The sequence below is a fragment of the Dryocola sp. LX212 genome, from assembly GCA_041504365.1.
Lineage (GTDB): Bacteria > Pseudomonadota > Gammaproteobacteria > Enterobacterales > Enterobacteriaceae > Dryocola.
This window is the reverse complement of record CP167917.1, coordinates 398,013-420,121: the sequence shown is the minus strand read 5'-3', so window position 1 is coordinate 420,121 and position 22,109 is coordinate 398,013. Positions and strand designations below refer to the sequence as shown.

Annotated in this window: 18 protein-coding genes, 2 tRNA genes, 4 rRNA genes and 1 pseudogene; 17 read left to right on the top strand and 8 right to left on the bottom strand. The window is 52.9% G+C overall.

All coding sequences use genetic code 11. The features are described from left to right. The first annotated feature begins 17 nt into the window (after nt 1-17). The 16 genes and pseudogenes from msrP (at nt 18) to ACA108_02010 (ending at nt 14,598) form a co-directional block, all read left to right on the top strand. A complete protein-coding gene (gene msrP, locus ACA108_02085; GenBank protein ID XEX96355.1) occupies nt 18-1,022 on the top strand; it encodes a protein-methionine-sulfoxide reductase catalytic subunit MsrP in 1,005 nt (334 codons plus the stop codon). Further along, complete coding sequence (gene msrQ, locus ACA108_02080; GenBank protein XEX96354.1) at nt 1,023-1,622, top strand: protein-methionine-sulfoxide reductase heme-binding subunit MsrQ; 600 nt, start codon at nt 1,023-1,025, stop codon at nt 1,620-1,622. A gap of 232 nt (nt 1,623-1,854) precedes the next feature. Further along, on the top strand, nt 1,855-2,307 hold the full coding sequence (aroQ, locus tag ACA108_02075) for a type II 3-dehydroquinate dehydratase (protein ID XEX96353.1): 453 nt from the start codon (nt 1,855-1,857) through the stop codon (nt 2,305-2,307). A 20-nt stretch (nt 2,308-2,327) separates the two neighbouring features. Beyond that, complete coding sequence (gene accB, locus ACA108_02070) at nt 2,328-2,807, top strand: acetyl-CoA carboxylase biotin carboxyl carrier protein (protein ID XEX96352.1); 480 nt, start codon at nt 2,328-2,330, stop codon at nt 2,805-2,807. A gap of 10 nt (nt 2,808-2,817) precedes the next feature. Then, nucleotides 2,818-4,164, top strand: a complete 1,347-nt coding sequence (gene accC, locus ACA108_02065; GenBank protein XEX96351.1) for an acetyl-CoA carboxylase biotin carboxylase subunit — start codon at nt 2,818-2,820, stop codon at nt 4,162-4,164. 114 nt (nt 4,165-4,278) lie between these two features. Then, a complete protein-coding gene (locus ACA108_02060) occupies nt 4,279-4,521 on the top strand; it encodes a YhdT family protein (GenBank protein ID XEX96350.1) in 243 nt (80 codons plus the stop codon). After that, complete coding sequence (panF, locus tag ACA108_02055; GenBank protein XEX96349.1) at nt 4,511-5,965, top strand: sodium/pantothenate symporter; 1,455 nt, start codon at nt 4,511-4,513, stop codon at nt 5,963-5,965. The genes ACA108_02060 and panF overlap by 11 nt, the downstream gene beginning before the upstream one ends. Before the next feature lie 11 nt (nt 5,966-5,976). Beyond that, the gene (prmA, locus tag ACA108_02050) at nt 5,977-6,858 is read left to right on the top strand and encodes a 50S ribosomal protein L11 methyltransferase (protein XEX96348.1); all 882 of its coding nucleotides are present in this window, start codon (nt 5,977-5,979) and stop codon (nt 6,856-6,858) included. A 166-nt stretch (nt 6,859-7,024) separates the two neighbouring features. Beyond that, nucleotides 7,025-7,765 carry a carbonic anhydrase gene (locus ACA108_02045; protein XEX96347.1) on the top strand — a complete coding sequence of 247 codons (741 nt, stop codon included), beginning with the start codon at nt 7,025-7,027 and terminating at the stop codon, nt 7,763-7,765. Between the two features lie 376 nt (nt 7,766-8,141). Further along, nucleotides 8,142-9,107 carry a tRNA dihydrouridine synthase DusB gene (gene dusB, locus ACA108_02040; GenBank protein ID XEX96346.1) on the top strand — a complete coding sequence of 322 codons (966 nt, stop codon included), beginning with the start codon at nt 8,142-8,144 and terminating at the stop codon, nt 9,105-9,107. 24 nt (nt 9,108-9,131) lie between these two features. Continuing rightward, nucleotides 9,132-9,428 carry a DNA-binding transcriptional regulator Fis gene (fis, locus tag ACA108_02035; GenBank protein XEX96345.1) on the top strand — a complete coding sequence of 99 codons (297 nt, stop codon included), beginning with the start codon at nt 9,132-9,134 and terminating at the stop codon, nt 9,426-9,428. Between the two features lie 296 nt (nt 9,429-9,724). Then, nucleotides 9,725-9,946: pseudogene (locus tag ACA108_02030) on the top strand (hypothetical protein). 497 nt (nt 9,947-10,443) lie between these two features. Continuing rightward, complete coding sequence (locus tag ACA108_02025; protein ID XEX96344.1) at nt 10,444-11,469, top strand: amino acid ABC transporter substrate-binding protein; 1,026 nt, start codon at nt 10,444-10,446, stop codon at nt 11,467-11,469. A 70-nt stretch (nt 11,470-11,539) separates the two neighbouring features. Next, nucleotides 11,540-12,721 (top strand): amino acid ABC transporter permease, encoded by a 1,182-nt coding sequence (locus tag ACA108_02020; protein XEX96343.1) that lies wholly within the window; start codon nt 11,540-11,542, stop codon nt 12,719-12,721. A 9-nt stretch (nt 12,722-12,730) separates the two neighbouring features. Continuing rightward, entirely contained in the window at nt 12,731-13,831 is a 1,101-nt protein-coding gene (locus ACA108_02015) for an amino acid ABC transporter permease (protein XEX98003.1), read from the top strand. An 8-nt stretch (nt 13,832-13,839) separates the two neighbouring features. Next, entirely contained in the window at nt 13,840-14,598 is a 759-nt protein-coding gene (locus ACA108_02010) for an amino acid ABC transporter ATP-binding protein (GenBank protein ID XEX96342.1), read from the top strand. A gap of 100 nt (nt 14,599-14,698) precedes the next feature. On the opposite strand, the gene rrf (ACA108_02005) is transcribed toward ACA108_02010, so the two are convergent. The 6 genes from rrf (ACA108_02005) to ACA108_01980 form a co-directional block, all read right to left on the bottom strand. Continuing rightward, nucleotides 14,699-14,814, bottom strand: a 5S ribosomal RNA gene (gene rrf, locus ACA108_02005). A gap of 39 nt (nt 14,815-14,853) precedes the next feature. Beyond that, nucleotides 14,854-14,929, bottom strand: a tRNA-Thr gene (locus ACA108_02000). 14 nt (nt 14,930-14,943) lie between these two features. Next, nucleotides 14,944-15,059 (bottom strand): 5S ribosomal RNA (rrf, locus tag ACA108_01995). Nucleotides 15,060-15,162: 103 nt separating this feature from the next. Further along, nucleotides 15,163-18,071: ribosomal RNA gene (locus tag ACA108_01990) — 23S ribosomal RNA — on the bottom strand. A gap of 221 nt (nt 18,072-18,292) precedes the next feature. Beyond that, nucleotides 18,293-18,368 (bottom strand) — tRNA-Glu (locus ACA108_01985). Nucleotides 18,369-18,454: 86 nt separating this feature from the next. Then, nucleotides 18,455-19,994, bottom strand: a 16S ribosomal RNA gene (locus ACA108_01980). The 16S, 23S and 5S rRNA genes sit together here with 2 tRNA genes alongside, the layout of an rRNA operon. Nucleotides 19,995-20,503: 509 nt before the next feature. Here ACA108_01980 and ACA108_01975 point away from each other — a divergent pair. Next, on the top strand, nt 20,504-21,058 hold the full coding sequence (locus tag ACA108_01975; GenBank protein XEX96341.1) for a gamma carbonic anhydrase family protein: 555 nt from the start codon (nt 20,504-20,506) through the stop codon (nt 21,056-21,058). Here ACA108_01975 and ACA108_01970 read toward each other — a convergent pair. Further along, nucleotides 21,034-21,291 (bottom strand): DUF1488 domain-containing protein, encoded by a 258-nt coding sequence (locus tag ACA108_01970; protein ID XEX96340.1) that lies wholly within the window; start codon nt 21,289-21,291, stop codon nt 21,034-21,036. The two genes, ACA108_01975 and ACA108_01970, sit on opposite strands and share 25 nt — an antisense overlap. Further along, complete coding sequence (gene aroE / locus ACA108_01965) at nt 21,288-22,106, bottom strand: shikimate dehydrogenase (protein XEX98002.1); 819 nt, start codon at nt 22,104-22,106, stop codon at nt 21,288-21,290. The genes ACA108_01970 and aroE overlap by 4 nt, the downstream gene beginning before the upstream one ends. Nucleotides 22,107-22,109: the final 3 nt, after the last annotated feature.

The window sequence follows — 22,109 nt, the reverse complement described above, 5'->3', positions numbered from 1 at the left end:
CATTTCAGGAGATCGCCATGAAAAAGGTTACCCGTTTTACCGATGCCGACGTCACGCCAGAATCCGTTTTTATGCTCAAGCGGCGCCAGGTGCTTAAAGCACTTGGCATTACTGCCGCCGCGCTTTCCGTTCCGCAAACGGCCAATGCTGATATCCTTTCATGGTTTAAAGGCAACGATCGCCCACCGGCCCCCTCGGGTAAACCGCTCCAGTTCAGCAAACCCGCTCAGTGGCAGACGAAACTGCCCATGACCCCGGAAGACAAAGTCACGGGCTATAACAATTTCTATGAGTTTGGGCTGGATAAAGCCGACCCGGCGGCCAATGCCGGTAGCCTGAAAACCGATCCCTGGCACCTGAAAATCAGCGGCGAAGTCGCAAAGCCAGTAACGCTCGACCTCGATGACCTCTATAAACGTTTCCCTCTGGAGGAGCGAATTTACCGCATGCGCTGCGTGGAGGCCTGGTCGATGGTGGTGCCGTGGATTGGCTTCCCGCTCAGCAAGCTGCTGGCCCTGGTCGAACCGAACAGCAACGCGAAGTACGTGGCCTTTGAAACGCTCTACGATCCGGAGCAGATGCCCGGCCAGAAAGATCGCTTTATCGGCGGCGGCCTGCAGTATCCCTACGTGGAAGGCCTGCGCCTCGACGAAGCGATGCATCCCCTAACGATGCTGACGGTAGGTGTTTACGGTAAAGCCCTGCCGCCGCAGAACGGCGCGCCGATCCGGCTGACCGTGCCATGGAAGTATGGCTTTAAAGGAATTAAGTCTATCGTCAGCATCAAGCTGGTTCGTGAGATCCCGCCCACCACCTGGAATATGGCCGGGCCGAACGAGTACGGTTTTTATGCCAACGTAAACCCAAATGTCGATCATCCGCGCTGGTCGCAGGCGTCCGAAAGATTTATCGGGTCCGGCGGCATACTGGACGTGAAACGTCAGCCAACTCTGCTGTTCAACGGCTATGCCGATCAGGTCGCTTCGCTGTATCGAGGCCTCAATCTTAAGGAGAACTACTGAGTGCGTCTGACTGCGAAGCAAATCACATGGCTGAAAGTGGCGCTGCATCTCGCGGCGTTTCTCCCCTTTGTATGGTTATTCTATGCGGCAAGCCAGGGGCTGTTCAGCGCTGATCCGGCTAAAGACATCCAGCATTTTACCGGCAGGATGGCGCTGAAGTTACTGCTGGCGAGTCTGCTGATCACGCCGCTTGCCCGCTATGCGAAGCAGCCGCTGTTGATCCGCACTCGCCGTCTGCTGGGCGTCTGGTGTTTCGTCTGGGCTTCCATCCACTTGACCAGCTATTCCCTGCTGGAGTTGGGGATCAGCAATATTGGCCTTTTGGGCAAAGAATTAGTGACCCGTCCTTACCTCATGCTGGGCATCGTGAGCTGGATTATTCTGCTTGCTCTGGCGGTAACCTCTACGCAAAGCGCGCAGCGTAAGCTAGGTAAACGCTGGCAAAAACTGCATAACTGCGTCTATCTGGTGGCTATCCTTGCCCCCATTCATTACCTGTGGTCAGTGAAGATTCTCTCTCCCCAACCCTTGCTTTATGCTCTGGGTGCCCTCACCCTCCTCGCCCTGCGCTACAAGAAGATCCGTCAATGGTGGCGATAACGCGAGAATTTTGCCATTTATCCCAAAACTAAAGCCCTGACGAGCATTGAAAGCAATAGGGGTTGATCATCTTCCCTGATAAGACCAGTATTTAGCTGCCAAATGCTACGAAATCGTTATAATGTGCGACTTTGGTTTTTCTGACAGGCCATTTTCAGGGTCTGAAGGTGACAACCGAGCAACTTAGGTATATTTTGTAAAATACCTACAAATTGCGGGAGATGGCAGCACGATGTCGGGTAATTTTCACATTTTGCTTTTGAACGGTCCTAATCTGAACATGCTGGGCACACGTGAGCCGGACAAGTACGGCGACCAGACCCTGGCACAGATTGTTAACGCGCTTGAGAACGAAGCGAAAAGCCTTAACGTGTCGCTCAGCCACCTGCAGTCGAATGCGGAATATGCGCTAATCGACCGAATTCATCAGGCGAAAGACAACGTCGACTTTATCCTGATTAATCCGGCCGCGTTTACGCATACGAGCGTTGCGCTGCGTGATGCCTTGTTGGCGGTGAGTATCCCGTTTATCGAGATCCACCTGAGCAATGTGCATGCGCGCGAACCGTTCCGCCACCATTCGTATCTTTCTGATAAAGCTGTCGGTGTGATCTGCGGATTTGGCGCCGACGGTTATTCATATGCACTACAGACGGCGGTCAAACGCCTGTCAAAATCCATCTAACAAGAGTACGGAACCCACTCATGGATATTCGTAAGATTAAAAAACTGATCGAGCTGGTTGAAGAATCAGGCATCTCCGAACTGGAAATTTCTGAAGGCGAAGAGTCTGTTCGCATCAGCCGTAGCGCGCCTAACGCGGGTTACCCGATGATGCAGCAAGCTTTTGCTGCACCAATGTACCAGCCACAGCCGCAACCTGGTCTGTCTAACGCTGTTGCTCCTGCCGCTACCCCGGCCATGGAAGCGCCAGCCGCTGCTGAAGTCAGTGGTCACATCGTACGTTCCCCGATGGTCGGTACTTTCTACCGTACCCCAAGCCCAGATGCGAAAGCGTTTATTGAAGTTGGCCAGAAAGTTAACGCCGGCGACACTCTGTGCATCGTTGAAGCAATGAAAATGATGAACCAGATCGAAGCTGACAAATCAGGTGTGGTGAAAGCCATTCTGGTTGAAAACGGCCAACCGGTAGAATTTGACGAGCCGCTGGTCGTCATCGAGTAACGAGGCGAACATGCTGGATAAAATTGTTATCGCTAACCGTGGTGAGATCGCCCTGCGTATTCTTCGTGCCTGTAAAGAACTGGGCATCAAGACTGTCGCCGTGCACTCCACCGCGGACCGCGACTTAAAACACGTACTGCTGGCGGATGAGACGGTCTGTATCGGCCCGGCTCCGTCCGTAAAAAGTTATCTGAACATTCCGGCAATCATCTCTGCGGCAGAAATCACCGGCGCAGTGGCGATTCACCCGGGCTACGGCTTCCTGTCTGAAAACGCCAACTTTGCCGAGCAGGTTGAGCGTTCAGGCTTCATCTTCATTGGCCCGCGCGCCGAGACTATTCGCCTGATGGGCGATAAAGTTTCTGCGATCAACGCGATGAAGAAAGCTGGCGTACCTTGTGTACCAGGCTCAGACGGCCCACTGGATGGCGATATGGATAAAAACCGTGCCCATGCGAAACGCATCGGCTACCCGGTTATTATCAAAGCCTCCGGCGGCGGCGGCGGTCGTGGTATGCGCGTTGTGCGTAACGATGCGGAGCTGGAACAATCCATCAATATGACCCGTGCGGAAGCAAAAGCTGCTTTCAACAACGACATGGTCTATATGGAGAAGTACCTCGAGAACCCACGCCATATCGAAATTCAGGTACTGGCAGACGGTCAGGGCAACGCAATCTATCTGGCTGAACGTGACTGCTCCATGCAGCGCCGTCACCAGAAAGTCGTCGAAGAAGCGCCAGCGCCGGGCATCACGCCTGAGCTGCGTAAGTTCATTGGCGAGCGCTGTGCGAAAGCCTGTGTGGATATCAACTATCGCGGCGCGGGTACCTTCGAGTTCCTGTTCGAAAACGGTGAGTTCTACTTCATTGAAATGAACACCCGTATTCAGGTTGAGCACCCGGTAACAGAAATGATCACCGGCGTTGACCTGATCAAAGAGCAGCTACGCATTGCGGCCGGTCAGCCACTGTCCATCAAGCAGGATGAAGTTCACGTTAAAGGCCACGCGGTGGAGTGCCGTATCAACGCCGAAGATCCGAACACCTTCCTGCCAAGCCCGGGCAAAATCACCCGCTTCCATGCACCAGGTGGTTTTGGCGTGCGTTGGGAATCTCACATTTATGCCGGCTATACAGTGCCGCCGTATTACGATTCCATGATTGGCAAACTGATCTGCTACGGCGAAACCCGTGAAGTGGCTATCTCTCGCATGAAGAATGCCCTGGCGGAGCTGATCATCGACGGTATAAAAACCAACGTTGAGCTGCAGACCCGTATCATGAATGACGAATACTTCCAGCAGGGTGGCACCAACATCCACTATCTGGAGAAGAAGCTGGGTCTTCAGGACTAGGTTTTTTTACGTCACGCTGTTCAGAAGGCCGGATAATCCGGCCTTTTTCTTTTTTTATTCCCCAATTCAGGTGATGCGTTACAATCGCCGCTTTATACGAACTCAAGGGACAATATGGACAAGCGTTTTGTTCAGGCAAATAAAGAAGCGCGCTGGGCGCTCGGGCTAACCCTGGCCTACCTTGCAGCTTGGTTAGTGTCTGCTTACTTACCTGGAAATGAGGTCGGTCTGACGGGCCTGCCGCACTGGTTTGAAATGGCCTGTCTGCTGGTACCTCTGGTCTTTATTGTGCTGTGCTGGATGATGGTGAAATTCATCTTCCGCGATATCCCGCTGGAGGATGACAATGCAGCTTGAAGTGATTTTGCCGCTGGTCGCCTATTTGCTGGTGGTGTTCGGCCTGTCCGTTTACGCCATGCGCCGCCGCAGCACCGGCAACTTCCTTAATGAATATTTTCTCGGCAGCCGCTCAATGGGCGGCTTCGTGCTGGCGATGACCCTTACCGCCACCTATATCAGCGCCAGTTCGTTTATCGGGGGGCCAGGGGCAGCCTATAAATACGGCCTGGGATGGGTGCTGCTGGCGGTGATTCAGTTGCCCGCTGTCTGGCTGTCGCTGGGCATCTTAGGTAAGAAATTTGCCATTCTGGCACGTCGCTACAACGCGGTGACGCTTAACGACATGCTGTACGCCCGCTACCAGAGTCGTCTACTGATCTGGCTGGCGAGCCTGAGCCTGCTGGTTGCCTTTATCGGTGCGATGACGGTGCAGTTCATCGGCGGAGCCCGCCTGCTGGAAACCGCAGCAGGTATCCCTTACGAAACCGGATTGCTGATTTTCGGCGTCAGCATTGCGCTGTACACCGCGTTCGGCGGCTTCAGAGCGAGTGTGCTTAACGACGCCATGCAGGGGATGGTGATGCTCGTCGGCACCGTTTTACTGCTGATAGGGGTGATTCATGCCGCGGGTGGTCTGCACAGCGCGGTGGACAAGCTGCAGCACATCGACCCGAAGCTGGTCTCTCCGCAGGGCGCCGATAACATTCTGTCGCCTGCGTTTATGACCTCGTTCTGGGTGCTGGTCTGCTTTGGGGTAATTGGCCTGCCGCACACCGCCGTGCGTTGCATCTCCTATAAAGACAGCAAAGCCGTTCACCGTGGCATTATTATTGGCACCATCGTGGTGGCAATTTTAATGTTTGGTATGCATCTGGCGGGTGCGCTGGGCCGGGCGGTATTACCCGACCTGAACGTGCCGGATCTGGTGATCCCAACGCTGATGGTGACCGTGCTGCCGCCTGTTGCCGCCGGGATTTTCCTCGCCGCGCCAATGGCCGCGATTATGTCGACCATTAACGCCCAGCTGCTGCAGTCCTCGGCGACAATCGTTAAAGATCTCTACCTCAATATGCGCCCGGAGCAAATCCACAACGAGAAGCGCCTCAAGCTGATGTCCTCGGTGATTACCCTGGTGCTGGGAGCACTGCTGCTGCTGGCGGCGTGGCGTCCACCTGAGATGATCATCTGGCTTAATCTGCTGGCCTTCGGCGGTCTGGAAGCCGTATTCCTGTGGCCGCTGGTGCTGGGTCTCTACTGGGAACGTGCGAACGCGGCGGGCGCGCTGAGCGGCATGATCGTCGGCGGCGTGCTGTACGCGGTGCTGGCGAGCTTTAATATCCAACTGTTCAGCTTCCACCCTATCGTTCCTTCACTACTATTAAGTTTGCTGGCCTTCCTGATTGGGAACCGCTTCGGTCATAGCGTCCACGCGCCAGCGCTTGTTTCAACTACTGATAAATAAAGAGTTTCGCCATGCCATGGATCCAACTGAAGATTAATACCACCGGTGCCAACGCAGAAGAGCTGGGTGACGCGCTGATTGAAAGCGGTTCGGTGTCCGTAACGTTCCAGGATACTCACGACACGCCGGTATTTGAACCTCTGCCGGGTGAAACACGCCTGTGGGGCGATACCAACGTAACGGGCCTGTTTGACGCGGAAGCGGACATGAAAGAGGTGGTCACCATTCTCGAGAATCACCCGCTGCTGGGTCAGGGCTTCCCTCATAAAATCGAGCAGCTCGAGGATAAAGACTGGGAGCGCGAGTGGATGGATAATTTTCACCCGATGCGCTTTGGCGAGCGCCTGTGGATTTGCCCAAGCTGGCGTGATGTGCCTGATGAGCATGCGGTAAACGTCATGCTCGACCCTGGGCTGGCTTTCGGTACCGGCACTCACCCGACTACCTCGCTGTGTCTTGAGTGGCTCGACGGACTGGACCTGGCTGGCAAGACCGTCATTGATTTCGGTTGCGGTTCCGGCATCCTTGCCATTGCTGCGCTGAAGCTGGGCGCGGCGAAAGCCATCGGCATCGACATCGATCCTCAGGCAATTCAGGCCAGCCGCGATAACGCCCAGCGCAACGGCGTCTCCGAGCGCCTCGAACTTTACCTCCCGCAGGATCAGCCAGAGGCCATGAGCGCCGACGTAGTGGTCGCAAACATCCTGGCCGGCCCGCTGCGTGAGCTTGCGCCATTAATCAGCGTGCTGCCTGTTCAGGGCGGTTTCCTGGGGCTGTCCGGCGTGCTGGCCAGCCAGGCAGAAGGCGTTTGCGAAGCCTATGCGGACAAATTCACGCTCGATCCTGTTGCCGAAAAAGAAGAGTGGTGCCGCATTACGGGTATCAAACGCTGATTTAATTCTTACTGCAGCGTGGTCGTCCGGCCGCGCTGCATATTCCGAATCTTTTCCCTCGCCATCTTTCGCCCCTGCTTCCCGCCGCATCTGGATTTATAATAAATCGCTTTAATTCATTGAATTAAAATATACAAAAACATAAGTCCAATCAGGGAATGAATCTATGAAAACACAGTTACGCCTTGCTGCTCTTCTTATTGCAGGTTTGCTGCCGGCGTTTGCCATGGCTTCGCACTGGAGCTATGAGGGCAAGGATTCTCCGGAGCACTGGAGCGAGATTGACGCGAACAACCAGCTTTGCCGGCAGGGTATGAATCAGTCACCCATTGATATTAATAAGGCCATGCAGGCCCATCTTCGCCCATTAAACACAGCCTACGCCGACTCGCCGATTAGCATCATTAACAACGGCCATACTATCCAGGCGGGGTTTGCTGAGAAGGCGAAGGATATCGTCACAATTGACGATGTTCCCTTCCAGTTACAGCAGGTACACTTCCACGCTCCGAGCGAAAACACGCTGCACGGGAAGCACTACGCGATGGAAATGCATATGGTGCATAAGAATGCCGACGGTGAAATAGCCGTCGTGGCGGTGATGTTCGAAACCGGTGCCGCAAATGATGAGCTGGCGAAGCTTTGGCAGGCCATGCCTGCGAAGGCAGATGAGTCTTCCGCACTTAAGCAGAAAATTGATGTGAATAAGCTGCTGCCCGATGATTTAACCCACTATCGCTTCAGCGGTTCACTAACGACGCCGCCTTGTTCTGAAGGGGTCCGCTGGCTGGTGATGAAGCATCCCGTCACCCTGTCGGCGCAGCAGCTCAAACAATTCACGGAAGTTATGCATCATGACAATAACCGACCGGTACAGCCGCTGCACGGCCGGGTAATTGTTGAATAATTAATCGCTTAGCGGGGCGCGTGCCCCGTATTTCATCTGCGGTTCACGGGGCAAAATCCTGAACTAAAAGCCCGAAAAATTGCGACCTTCATCGCATAAAAGTACTAAAACAGCCTATTTATGCAGCAGTTTATCTCGCTCGCGGGCGGTAAATAGTGGTTAATCGCTGCTGATTTTTCGCTAAATTCAAAAGAGCACAAATTAATCAATTACGGTTAAATACATGATATTTAAATAAATTAAAATTCCGTTTATCGGAAGCTTAATGATTCATTGATCCACAACAGCGGATTGCTCAAAGTTTGTCCTTTCATCTCGTGTAAAAAATGCGTAATATACGCCGCCTTGCAGGTACAGTATGGTCATTTCTTAACTCATGCGCATCGGACACCACCAGCTCAGAAATTGCCTTATCGCAGCACCTATGGCTGGCATTACCGACAGACCATTCAGGACCCTGTGCTACGAGATGGGAGCAGGTTTAACCGTTTCCGAGATGATGTCCTCCAACCCTGAAGTTTGGGCGAGCGACAAATCCCGTTTACGGATGGTGCATGTGGATGAACCAGGTATTCGCACCGTGCAAATTGCCGGCAGCGATCCTGAAGAGATGGCAGAAGCCGCACGCATTAACGTGGCAAATGGCGCCCAGATTATTGATATCAATATGGGATGCCCGGCCAAAAAGGTGAATCGCAAGCTGGCAGGTTCAGCGCTGCTGCAGTACCCGAGTCTGGTGAAGTCTATCGTGACGACGGTGGTGAAGGCAGTGGATGTTCCTGTGACCTTAAAGATTCGCACCGGCTGGGATACGGCGCACCGTAACTGTGTAGAGATTGCCCAACTGGCTGAAGACTGTGGCATTCAGGCCCTGACAATTCATGGACGCACCCGCGCCTGTTTATTCCAGGGAGACGCTGAGTACGACAGCATTCGGGCAGTTAAGCAGAAAGTTTCCATTCCGATTATCGCGAATGGTGACATTACTGACCCGCTTAAAGCCAGAGCTGTGCTCGACTATACAGGGGCAGATGCTCTGATGATAGGACGTGCAGCTCAGGGAAGACCCTGGATCTTTCGGGAAATCCAGCACTATCTGGACACTGGAGAGTTGCTTGCTCCCCTGCCTCTGGTAGAGGTAAAGCGCTTACTTTGTGCACATATTCGGGAACTTCATGACTTTTATGGTCATGTTAAGGGATACCGGATTGCGCGCAAACACGTATCCTGGTATCTCCAGGAACACGCTCCAGATGACCAGTTTCGGCGCACATTCAACGCCATTGAAGATGCAGGTGAACAGCTTGCGGCGTTGGAGGCATACTTCGAAAATTTTGCGTAATAGAAATAAAGAGCTGACAGAACTATGTTCGAACAACGCGTAAATTCTGACGTACTGACCGTTTCTACCGTTAACTCTCAGGACCAGGTTACCCAAAAACCCCTGCGTGACTCCGTGAAACAGGCACTGAAGAACTATTTTGCTCAACTGAATGGTCAAGATGTAAACGATCTGTATGAGCTGGTACTGGCTGAAGTAGAGCAACCATTGTTGGACATGGTGATGCAATACACCCGTGGCAACCAGACCCGCGCGGCCCTGATGATGGGCATCAACCGTGGTACGCTGCGCAAAAAATTGAAAAAATACGGCATGAACTGATACTAGTCAGTTAAGTCATTGATTAAAAAGGCGCTAACCGGCATGGGGAAGCGCCTTTTTTATTGTTTAAATCTCGCCTCCCTCCTTTTTCTCTCCATAATTTTCCCGCCCTGCGGCTTTTTCTCCACTTTGTTTACACAGCACACGAATTGCAATTATAGCCCTCTGCGTACTGCGTTATGGCGGTGATAAAATAAGCATATTCACACCGAGGCGGACTTTGTGAGGACACAGTGCGAACACCACGCACCAGCGAGAGTCTTCCCTGCTTCGGATTGGTATCAATGAGGTTGAAAATGAAAAAGCTAATCGCGGCAGCGCTGCTCTAGACACTTCTCGCTGGTTGTGCGACTAACTCCCCCTGTGTGCCGGTCTATGACGACCAGGGGCGTCTGGTGCACACCAACACCTGCATGAAAGGAACAACCCAGGATAACTGGGAAACGGCAGGGGCTATTGCCGGAGGCGCAGCGGCCCTGGCAGGTTTGACCCTGGGTATCGTTGCCCTGACCAAATAACATAGAGAGTTTGAGAAAAGCGCGGGTTAACTCCGCGCTTTTTTTTGCTCTGCATTCTTTAAGTGCAGCAATGTTGTATATGTAAACTTTTAGCCTCTCCCCGGAACGTCTCTTCCCAGGCAAAACGTGAAACAAATCACTCGAAACGTGACTGCTACATTCATTTGCAGCGCACTGCGTGATAATTCTCACAACTCCGCACGAACCCTATCATTGCTACTATTAACGCCAGAAATTAGTTCTTTCCGCACGATCAAATCCTGAAACTATTTTGCTCTGAAATGTGGCGCAGGTTTCAGTTTTGCACCGCGACGGGGCGTTGAGCGCTCCTTTTCCTGTCTACACTCAGCTTACTGCGCGCGGCCGTACACGCATATTGCCCAGCGCAAACCTGGCACTTCCTTTGCTTTATTGAGACTGGCTGATGCCACAGACAGGTAACGGCGCCTCCGGGACGCCACAAAATATAACGATAATTTCGCCACACAGGATGCATTATGAAAAAGATGATACTCGCCACGCTGGTCGCAGCCGGATCCGTGTTAGCGGTTGCGGGTCAGGCTCATGCCGGGACCTCGCTTGATGCAGTAAAAAAGAAAGGCTTTGTGCAATGCGGGATTAGTGACGGTTTGCCAGGTTTCTCTTATGCCGATGCGAGCGGCAAATTTTCCGGTATTGATGTGGACGTTTGCCGAGGCGTTGCCGCTGCGGTATTTGGAGATGCCTCTAAAGTTAAATACACGCCGCTGACCGCCAAAGAACGCTTCACGGCGCTGCAATCTGGTGAAGTAGACATTCTTTCTCGTAATACCACCTGGACTTCATCCCGCGATGGCGGCATGGGCATGATCTTTACCGGCGTTACCTATTACGACGGCATTGGCTTCCTGACCCATAACAAAGCAGGCCTGAAGAGCGCTAAAGAATTGGACGGCGCTACGGTCTGCATCCAGGCCGGTACGGATACCGAACTCAACGTCGCCGACTATTTCAAAGCGAACAACATGAAGTACACCCCGGTGACCTTTGACCGTTCCGATGAATCTGCGAAAGCGCTGGAATCGGGCCGCTGCGACACGCTCGCGTCTGACCAGTCTCAGCTGTACGCACTGCGCATCAAACTGAGCAATCCAGCTGAATGGATTGTCCTGCCAGAAGTTATCTCTAAAGAACCGCTGGGCCCGGTAGTTCGCCGTGGTGATGAAGACTGGTTAGCCATCGTGCGCTGGACGCTGTTCGCCATGCTGAACGCCGAAGAGATGGGCGTCGACTCCAAAAACGTCGACCAGATGGCCGCTAACCCAACCACGCCGGATATGGCTCACCTGCTAGGTAAAGAGGGTGACTTTGGGAAAGATCTGAAGCTCGATAATAAATGGGCTTATAACATCGTTAAGCAGGTTGGTAACTACGCTGAGATCTTCGACCATAACGTCGGCGCGGAAAGCCCGCTGAAAATCAAACGCGGGCAGAACAACCTGTGGAATAAAGGTGGCATTCAGTACGCTCCGCCAGTTCGCTAAGCGAAACGTCAGAAACGGGCGCTGCGAAGGTAGCGCCCAGAGTCAGATTTTATGTTACTGAGGTTTGCTTATGTTCCATCGCCGCCCCGCCGTAAAAGGAGATATCTCCTTATCTAATCCCGCGGTTCGTGCCTGGCTGTTTCAGATTATCGCGGTGGCCATTGTCGTCGGCATCGCGGTTTACCTGATACACAACACCGTCACCAACCTTAATCATCGTGGCATCACCTCAGGCTTTGCATTTCTCGACCGGGCCGCCGGCTTTGGCATCGTCCAGCATCTTATCGACTATGAGCAGGGCGATACCTATGGCCGGGTGTTCGTGGTCGGGCTACTGAATACCCTGCTGGTTTCCGCTCTGTGTATCATGTTTGCGTCGTTTATCGGCTTTTTCCTCGGCCTTGCGCGCCTGTCGGAAAACTGGCTGCTGCGCAAACTCTCCACCCTCTACATTGAGACGTTCCGTAATATTCCGCCGCTGCTGCAAATCTTCTTCTGGTACTTTGCCGTGCTGCGTAATCTGCCCGGGCCGCGCCAGGCCGTTAGCGCCTTCGATCTGCTGTTTCTCAGCAATCGCGGACTGTATATCCCTTCTCCGCAAATGGGTGAAGGTGCCGTCGCTTTTGTCGTAGCCGTCGCTGCGGCGCTGGTTGTGTCCGCCGGGCTTTATCGCTTCAATAAGATGCATCAGGTTAAAACCGGCCAGCTTCGCCGTACCTGGCCTATTGCGCTTGCGCTACTGATAGCCTTACCAATGCTCACTCAGTGGAGCTTCGGTGCGGCTCTGCACTGGGATGTTCCAGCCCTGCGTGGTTTTAACTTCCGCGGTGGGATGGTGCTGATCCCGGAGCTGGCTGCTCTGACGTTGGCGCTGTCGGTTTATACCTCCGCGTTTATTGCCGAGATCATCCGCTCGGGTATTCAGTCGGTGCCGTACGGCCAGCGCGAGGCTGCGCGTTCGCTTGCGCTGCCGAATCAGGTCACGCTGCGCCAGGTCATCATTCCACAGGCGATGCGGGTCATCATCCCACCGCTAACCAGCCAGTATCTCAACATCGTCAAGAACTCCTCGCTGGCAGCCGCCATCGGCTACCCGGATATGGTGTCGCTGTTTGCCGGGTCGGTGCTCAACCAGACCGGACAGGCCATCGAAACCATCGCCATTACGATGTCGGTCTACCTGATTATCAGCCTGACTATCTCCCTGCTGATGAATATCTACAACCGCCGTATCGCCCTGGTCGAACGCTAAGGAACCATGATGACGAAAGTATTAATCTCCCATCAGGCGCCCCCAAAGGTCGTTCGCTCGGGCGCGATACAGTGGGCCCGTAAAAACCTGTTCTCCAGCTGGACCAACAGCCTGCTAACGCTGTTCTGTATCTGGATGATGTGGGAACTGATCCCGCCACTGCTGAACTGGACAATCTTCCAGGCGAACTGGATAGGTGAGACACGAGCCGACTGCACCAAAGAAGGTGCCTGCTGGGTCTTCATTCACGCCCGCTTCGGGCAGTTCATGTATGGGCTTTATCCCCATGACCAGCGCTGGCGCATCAACCTCGCGTTAATCATCGGTCTGGTGTCTATCGTCCCTATGTTCTGGAGCGTCATGCCGCGCCGCGGTCGTTATATCGCTGTGTGGGCCGTTATCTACCCGCTGGTTGTGTGGATCTTGCTCTACGGCGGCTTTCTTGGTCTGGAACGAGTGGAAACTCGCCAGTGGGGCGGACTGACATTAACGCTGATCATTGCCTCCGTCGGGATTGCAGGAGCGTTACCGTTGGGGATCTTACTGGCACTTGGACGACGTTCAACGATGCCGGTGGTAAGGATCCTTTCCGTCGTGTTTATCGAGTTCTGGCGGGGCGTTCCGCTGATTACCGTCCTGTTTATGTCATCGGTCATGCTGCCGCTGTTTCTGGCGGAAGGAACAAGCATCGATAAGCTAATACGTGCGCTGGTAGGGGTGATCCTGTTCCAGTCAGCCTATGTCGCAGAGGTTGTGCGCGGTGGGCTACAGGCACTGCCTAAAGGGCAATACGAAGCGGCGGAGTCTTTAGCTTTAGGCTACTGGAAAACTCAGGGTCTGGTGATTTTGCCTCAGGCACTGAAGATGGTGATCCCGGGCCTTGTGAACACCATTATCGCCCTGTTCAAGGACACCAGTCTGGTGATCATCATTGGCCTGTTCGATCTGTTCAGCAGCGTGCAGCAGGCCACGGTAGATCCCGCATGGCTGGGGATGTCTACGGAAGGTTATGTTTTTGCAGCCCTGATCTACTGGGCTTTCTGTTTCAGTATGTCGCGCTACAGCCAGCATCTGGAAAAGCGCTTTAACACCGGACGGGCACCGCACTGAGGATGAATATGAGTCAAATTACACTGCAACCCGCTGACGCGATGATCATGTTGGAAAATGTGAACAAGTGGTACGGACAGTTTCACGTGCTCAAGGATATCAATCTGAAGGTAAAACAAGGAGAACGCATCGTGCTCTGCGGGCCGTCAGGTTCAGGAAAATCCACGACCATACGCTGCATTAACCATCTGGAAGAGCATCAGCAAGGGCGAATCGTCGTTGACGGAACAGAGCTGAATGACGATCTCCGCAATATTGAAAAGGTCAGGACAGAGGTGGGGATGGTTTTCCAGCACTTCAATCTTTTCCCTCATCTTACCGTTTTGCAGAACTGTACTTTGGCCCCCATTTGGGTCAAAAAGATGCCAAAAAAAGAGGCTGAGGCACTGGGCATGCACTATCTGGAACGAGTGCGTATTGCTGAACACGCACATAAATTTCCAGGACAGATCTCCGGTGGACAGCAGCAGCGCGTGGCCATTGCGCGTTCGTTATGCATGAAACCGAAGATCATGCTGTTTGATGAGCCAACATCCGCACTCGATCCAGAGATGGTTAAGGAAGTGCTGGATACAATGATTGGCCTTGCCCAGTCAGGTATGACAATGCTGTGCGTAACCCACGAGATGGGCTTCGCCAGAACGGTGGCGGATAGAGTGATCTTTATGGATCGAGGAGAGATAGTGGAGCAGGCATCGCCCGATGAGTTCTTTGCTCACCCTAAATCTGAGCGAACCCGCTCTTTCCTGTCTCAGGTTATTCATTGATAACAAAGCAAAGGCCGCTTTCGCGGCCTTTTTAGTCGGAATATAGTGAATTCCCCATAGCAAAAAGGCCATCCTTTCGGATGGCCTTCTTTTATTTGAAGCCTGGCAGTTCCCTACTCTCGCATGGGGAGACCCCACACTACCATCGGCGCTACGGCGTTTCACTTCTGAGTTCGGCATGGGGTCAGGTGGGACCACCGCGCTAGTGCCGCCAGGCAAATTCTTTATAAAATCGCCGAACTTTAACCTAAAAACTGGTGCTGATACCCAGAGTCGAACTGGGGACCTCACCCTTACCAAGGGTGCGCTCTACCAACTGAGCCATATCAGCACGCTAAATTTGGAGCCTGGCAGTTCCCTACTCTCGCATGGGGAGACCCCACACTACCATCGGCGCTACGGCGTTTCACTTCTGAGTTCGGCATGGGGTCAGGTGGGACCACCGCGCTAGTGCCGCCAGGCATATTCTGTGTATTGACCGTTATACTTCCGTATAACCATCAACTTAAATCTGGAACATTCAGCTGAAAATCAAATCTCTCACCAAAACACCTTCGGTGTTGTAAGGTTAAGCCTCACGGATCATTAGTACTGGTTAGCTCAACGTATCGCTACGCTTACACACCCAGCCTATCAACGTCGTAGTCTTCAACGTTCCTTCAGGACTCTCAAGGAGTCAGGGAGAATTCATCTCGGGGCAAGTTTCGCGCTTAGATGCTTTCAGCGCTTATCTTTTCCGCATTTAGCTACCGGGCAATGCCATTGGCATGACAACCCGAACACCAGTGATGCGTCCACTCCGGTCCTCTCGTACTAGGAGCAGCCCCCCTCAATTCTCCAGCGCCCACGGCAGATAGGGACCGAACTGTCTCACGACGTTCTAAACCCAGCTCGCGTACCACTTTAAATGGCGAACAGCCATACCCTTGGGACCTACTTCAGCCCCAGGATGTGATGAGCCGACATCGAGGTGCCAAACACCGCCGTCGATATGAACTCTTGGGCGGTATCAGCCTGTTATCCCCGGAGTACCTTTTATCCGTTGAGCGATGGCCCTTCCATTCAGAACCACCGGATCACTAAGACCTGCTTTCGCACCTGCTCGAGCCGTCACTCTCGCAGTCAAGCTAGCTTATGCCTTTGCACTAACCTCACGATGTCCGACCGTGATTAGCTAACCTTCGTGCTCCTCCGTTACGCTTTAGGAGGAGACCGCCCCAGTCAAACTACCCACCAGACACTGTCCGCAACCCGGATTACGGGTCTACGTTAGAACACCAGCCATTAAAGGGTGGTATTTCAAGGTTGGCTCCACAAGAACTGGCGTCCTCGCTTCAAAGCCTCCCACCTATCCTACACATCAAGGACCAGTGTTCAGTGTCAAGCTATAGTAAAGGTTCACGGGGTCTTTCCGTCTTGCCGCGGGTACACTGCATCTTCACAGCGAGTTCAATTTCACTGAGTCTCGGGTGGAGACAGCCTGGCCATCATTACGCCATTCGTGCAGGTCGGAACTTACCCGACAAGGAATTTCGCTACCTTAGGACCGTTATAGTTACGGCCGCCGTTTACCGGGGCTTCGATCAAGAGCTTCAGCTTGCGCTTAACCCCATCAATTAACCTTCCGGCACCGGGCAGGCGTCACACCGTATACGTCCACTTTCGTGTTTGCACAGTGCTGTGTTTTTAATAAACAGTTGCAGCCAGCTGGTATCTTCGACTGCCTTCAGCTCCAGGAGCAAGTCCCTTCACCTACCAGCAGCGTGCCTTCTCCCGAAGTTACGGCACCATTTTGCCTAGTTCCTTCACCCGAGTTCTCTCAAGCGCCTTGGTATTCTCTACCTGACCACCTGTGTCGGTTTGGGGTACGATTTGATGTTACCTGATGCTTAGAGGCTTTTCCTGGAAGTGCGGCATTTGTTACTTCAGCACCGTAGTGCCTCGTCATCACACCTCAGCGTTAGATAGAGTTCCGGATTTACCTAAAACTCCCGCCTACATGCTTAAACCGGGACAACCGTCGCCCGGCTAACATAGCCCTCTCCGTCCCCCCTTCGCAGTAACACCGAGTACAGGAATATTAACCTGTTTCCCATCGACTACGCCTTTCGGCCTCGCCTTAGGGGTCGACTCACCCTGCCCCGATTAACGTTGGACAGGAACCCTTGGTCTTCCGGCGAGCGGGTTTTTCACCCGCTTTATCGTTACTTATGTCAGCATTCGCACTTCTGATACCTCCAGCAGACCTCACAGTCCACCTTCGACGGCTTACAGAACGCTCCCCTACCCAACAACGCATAAGCGTCGCTGCCGCAGCTTCGGTGCATGGTTTAGCCCCGTTACATCTTCCGCGCAGGCCGACTCGACCAGTGAGCTATTACGCTTTCTTTAAATGATGGCTGCTTCTAAGCCAACATCCTGGCTGTCTGTGCCTTCCCACATCGTTTCCCACTTAACCATGACTTTGGGACCTTAGCTGGCGGTCTGGGTTGTTTCCCTCTTCACGACGGACGTTAGCACCCGCCGTGTGTCTCCCGTGATAACATTCTTCGGTATTCGTAGTTTGCATCGGGTTGGTAAGCCGGGATGGCCCCCTAGCCGAAACAGTGCTCTACCCCCGAAGATGAGTTCACGAGGCGCTACCTAAATAGCTTTCGGGGAGAACCAGCTATCTCCCGGTTTGATTGGCCTTTCACCCCCAGCCACAAGTCATCCGCTAATTTTTCAACATTAGTCGGTTCGGTCCTCCAGTTAGTGTTACCCAACCTTCAACCTGCCCATGGCTAGATCACCGGGTTTCGGGTCTATACCCTGCAACTTAACGCCCAGTTAAGACTCGGTTTCCCTGCGGCTCCCCTATACGGTTAACCTTGCTACAGAATATAAGTCGCTGACCCATTATACAAAAGGTACGCAGTCACCCCATAAAAGAGGCTCCCACTGCTTGTACGTACACGGTTTCAGGTTCTGTTTCACTCCCCTCGCCGGGGTTCTTTTCGCCTTTCCCTCACGGTACTGGTTCACTATCGGTCAGTCAGGAGTATTTAGCCTTGGAGGATGGTCCCCCCATATTCAGACAGGATACCACGTGTCCCGCCCTACTCTTCGAACTCACAGTATGTGCATTTTAGTGTACGGGAGTATCACCCTGTACCCTGCGACTTTCCAGACGCTTCCACTAACACACAAACTGATTCAGGTTCTGGGCTGTTCCCCGTTCGCTCGCCGCTACTGGGGGAATCTCGGTTGATTTCTTTTCCTCGGGGTACTTAGATGTTTCAGTTCCCCCGGTTCGCTTCGTTAAGCTATGTATTCACTTAACGATAGTGTGTCGAAACACACTGGGTTTCCCCATTCGGAAATCGCCGGTTATAACGGTTCATATCACCTTACCGACGCTTATCGCAGATTAGCACGTCCTTCATCGCCTCTGACTGCCAGGGCATCCACCGTGTACGCTTAGTCGCTTAACCTCACAACCCGAAGGTGTCTCGTAAGACACAATCGTATGTTGTGAAAATTTGAGAGACTCGAACATATCGTATTCCCATTCCTTATTACGGAGGAATGAGACGACATGTCGTTTCAATTTTCAGCTTGTTCCGGATTTTTAAAGAGCAAATATCTCAAACATAACTCAGAGAGTCAGTTTTGAGATATTGAGGTCGGCGACTTTCACTCACAAACCAGCAAGTGGCGTCCCCTAGGGGATTCGAACCCCTGTTACCGCCGTGAAAGGGCGGTGTCCTGGGCCTCTAGACGAAGGGGACACTGAAGTCTCAATCGCAAGACGCCTTGCTTCTTTACTTTCATCAGACAATCTGTGTGAGCACTACGCAAGTTCGTATCTTTCAGGTAAGGAGGTGATCCAACCGCAGGTTCCCCTACGGTTACCTTGTTACGACTTCACCCCAGTCATGAATCACAAAGTGGTAAGCGCCCTCCCGAAGGTTAAGCTACCTACTTCTTTTGCAACCCACTCCCATGGTGTGACGGGCGGTGTGTACAAGGCCCGGGAACGTATTCACCGTAGCATTCTGATCTACGATTACTAGCGATTCCGACTTCACGGAGTCGAGTTGCAGACTCCGATCCGGACTACGACGCACTTTATGAGGTCCGCTTGCTCTCGCGAGGTCGCTTCTCTTTGTATGCGCCATTGTAGCACGTGTGTAGCCCTACTCGTAAGGGCCATGATGACTTGACGTCATCCCCACCTTCCTCCAGTTTATCACTGGCAGTCTCCTTTGAGTTCCCGGCCGAACCGCTGGCAACAAAGGATAAGGGTTGCGCTCGTTGCGGGACTTAACCCAACATTTCACAACACGAGCTGACGACAGCCATGCAGCACCTGTCTCAGAGTTCCCGAAGGCACCAATCCATCTCTGGAAAGTTCTCTGGATGTCAAGAGTAGGTAAGGTTCTTCGCGTTGCATCGAATTAAACCACATGCTCCACCGCTTGTGCGGGCCCCCGTCAATTCATTTGAGTTTTAACCTTGCGGCCGTACTCCCCAGGCGGTCGACTTAACGCGTTAGCTCCGGAAGCCACTCCTCAAGGGAACAACCTCCAAGTCGACATCGTTTACGGCGTGGACTACCAGGGTATCTAATCCTGTTTGCTCCCCACGCTTTCGCACCTGAGCGTCAGTCTTTGTCCAGGGGGCCGCCTTCGCCACCGGTATTCCTCCAGATCTCTACGCATTTCACCGCTACACCTGGAATTCTACCCCCCTCTACAAGACTCAAGCTTGCCAGTTTCAAATGCAGTTCCCAGGTTGAGCCCGGGGATTTCACATCTGACTTAACAAACCGCCTGCGTGCGCTTTACGCCCAGTAATTCCGATTAACGCTTGCACCCTCCGTATTACCGCGGCTGCTGGCACGGAGTTAGCCGGTGCTTCTTCTGCGAGTAACGTCAATCACAAAGCGTATTAAGCTTTATGCCTTCCTCCTCGCTGAAAGTACTTTACAACCCGAAGGCCTTCTTCATACACGCGGCATGGCTGCATCAGGCTTGCGCCCATTGTGCAATATTCCCCACTGCTGCCTCCCGTAGGAGTCTGGACCGTGTCTCAGTTCCAGTGTGGCTGGTCATCCTCTCAGACCAGCTAGGGATCGTCGCCTAGGTGAGCCATTACCCCACCTACTAGCTAATCCCATCTGGGCACATCTGATGGCAAGAGGCCCGAAGGTCCCCCTCTTTGGTCTTGCGACGTTATGCGGTATTAGCTACCGTTTCCAGTAGTTATCCCCCTCCATCAGGCAGTTTCCCAGACATTACTCACCCGTCCGCCGCTCGTCACCCAGGAGCAAGCTCCCTGTGCTACCGCTCGACTTGCATGTGTTAGGCCTGCCGCCAGCGTTCAATCTGAGCCATGATCAAACTCTTCAATTAAAAGCTTGATTTGCTTCAACTCGTGAAGCGGTGCTCAAAAATTAACTTTCGTAATAATTCAACTAAATGAATTACTGCTTGGTCACTCTTCAAGACTTGATATTTTTTTTGCATCCGAAGATGCTGAGATATCAATCCTGCGAGTGCCCACACAGATTGTCTGATAAATTGTTAAAGAGCAGTGAGTTACGCGCTTTCGCTTGCTAACTCGAGGTGGCGTATATTACGCTTTCCTCTTTCAGAGTCAACCCTTAATTTCAGGATTTTTAACTCTCATCGCCGCCGTTACTCTGTGATGTTGTTCACATGTTCCGTGTCGATGGAGGCGCATTATAGGGATCCCGTTTTATTGCACAAGTGTTTTTTCGATCTTTTTATCTAAGTGTTTAGTTTTCACCCTCTTCGCTGAGATCCTGCGCGATCGCCCCTATTTATGACGGTTTACCCGCTTGCCAATGCTCATAAAAGCAGCCAGAGTTGATCTACGAAATGAATTTCCTGAGGTCGCTATGTCCGCAGTATTACGCCCCTTCCATAAAATCTCTCCAAAAACAGGCCAACGGGTCATGCTGGATCCTTCTGGCGTGGTAATAGGTGATGTCACGCTGGGTGACGACGCCAGCATTTGGCCGTTGGTTGTTATTCGCGGTGATGTAAACCATGTTGTTATAGGCGCTCGCAGCAATATCCAGGACGGCAGCGTTCTGCACGTCACTCATAAGTCTTCTTATAAACCTGAAGGTAACCCGCTGATCGTGGGGGAGGATGTAACCGTCGGGCATAAAGTGATGCTGCATGGCTGTACGATAGGCGATCGCGTTCTAGTGGGGATGGGATCGATTCTGCTGGATGGGGTAATAGTAGAGGATGACGTCATGATCGGTGCCGGTAGCCTGATACCACAAAACAAACGTCTTGAAAGTGGGTTCTTATATCTGGGGAGCCCAGTGAAACAGGTGCGTCCTTTAACGGAGGCGGAGCTTGAAGGCCTGAAGTACTCCGCGAATAACTATGTGCGCTGGAAAGATGAGTATCTTGCTCAGGACAGCCAGTACCATCCCTGATCGTCTTCTTGCTCATCAAAGATTAGATCCTGTACTTCTTCTTCTAAATCCCAACGATGGAGGCGGAAAGCCTCCATCCACTGCTTCACTCCGTCGCCGCCAAACCGGCCGGCAAGAGTTATCCCGGCGATGGCGCAGTTAACCTGAAAACCATTTACCAACGCCGGGAAGCAGATCGCGCAGCGTTTCTCATCCCACACTTCACGATCCGGAAATTGGATCGACTGATTCATTCGTCCATTTCCTTCTGGAGCTGTTCAATTACTGGTGTGATTGCCGGGAGCACGCCATGCCATAATAAGAAAGCATGCGCCGCCTGCCCTACCAGCATTCCTAATCCATCTGCATAATGTTGTACACCGTGTTCTATGCTCCAGCCCAGGAACGGCGTTAGTCCCTTTTGATAAAACATGTCGTAGCAGCGAACGTTATGTGAAAGCAAAGATACCGGGATAGCCGGGACTTCGCCACCGACACCGCTTGAGGTAGCGTTGATAATCAAGTCAAACTCATGGCCAGCCAGCTGCTGTTGTTCAATGGCCTGAACGCTCCCGGTATGGCTGAACAGTGTTGCCAGCTCTTCCGCCCGGGTAAATGTACGGTTGGTGATGGTGACAGCGCAGTCAAGAGACAGCAGAGGAAGCAATACGCCTCTGGCCGCTCCACCAGCCCCTAAAAGAAGAACACGATCGCCCGGTTTAACCAGGGACAAACGTTCAAGGTCACTCAATAAGCCAATGCCATCGGTGTTATCACCCACCAGTCGGCCATCATCCAGACGCTTCAGCGTATTAACCGCACCGGCAAGCGCGGCGCGTTCCGTAAGCTCGTCTGCTCGGGCAAACGCCAGCTCTTTAAACGGCATCGTGACGTTGGCACCCTTACCACCAGCGGCAAAGAAAGCTTCCAGCGTCTCAATGAAGGCATCCACCGGAGCAAGAATACGACCATACGGATGCTCGATATTCAGCTGCTCAGCAAAAAGCTTGTGAATCTGCGGTGATTTGCTGTGTTGAATCGGATTACCGAAAACGGCAAAGGTGTCCATCAT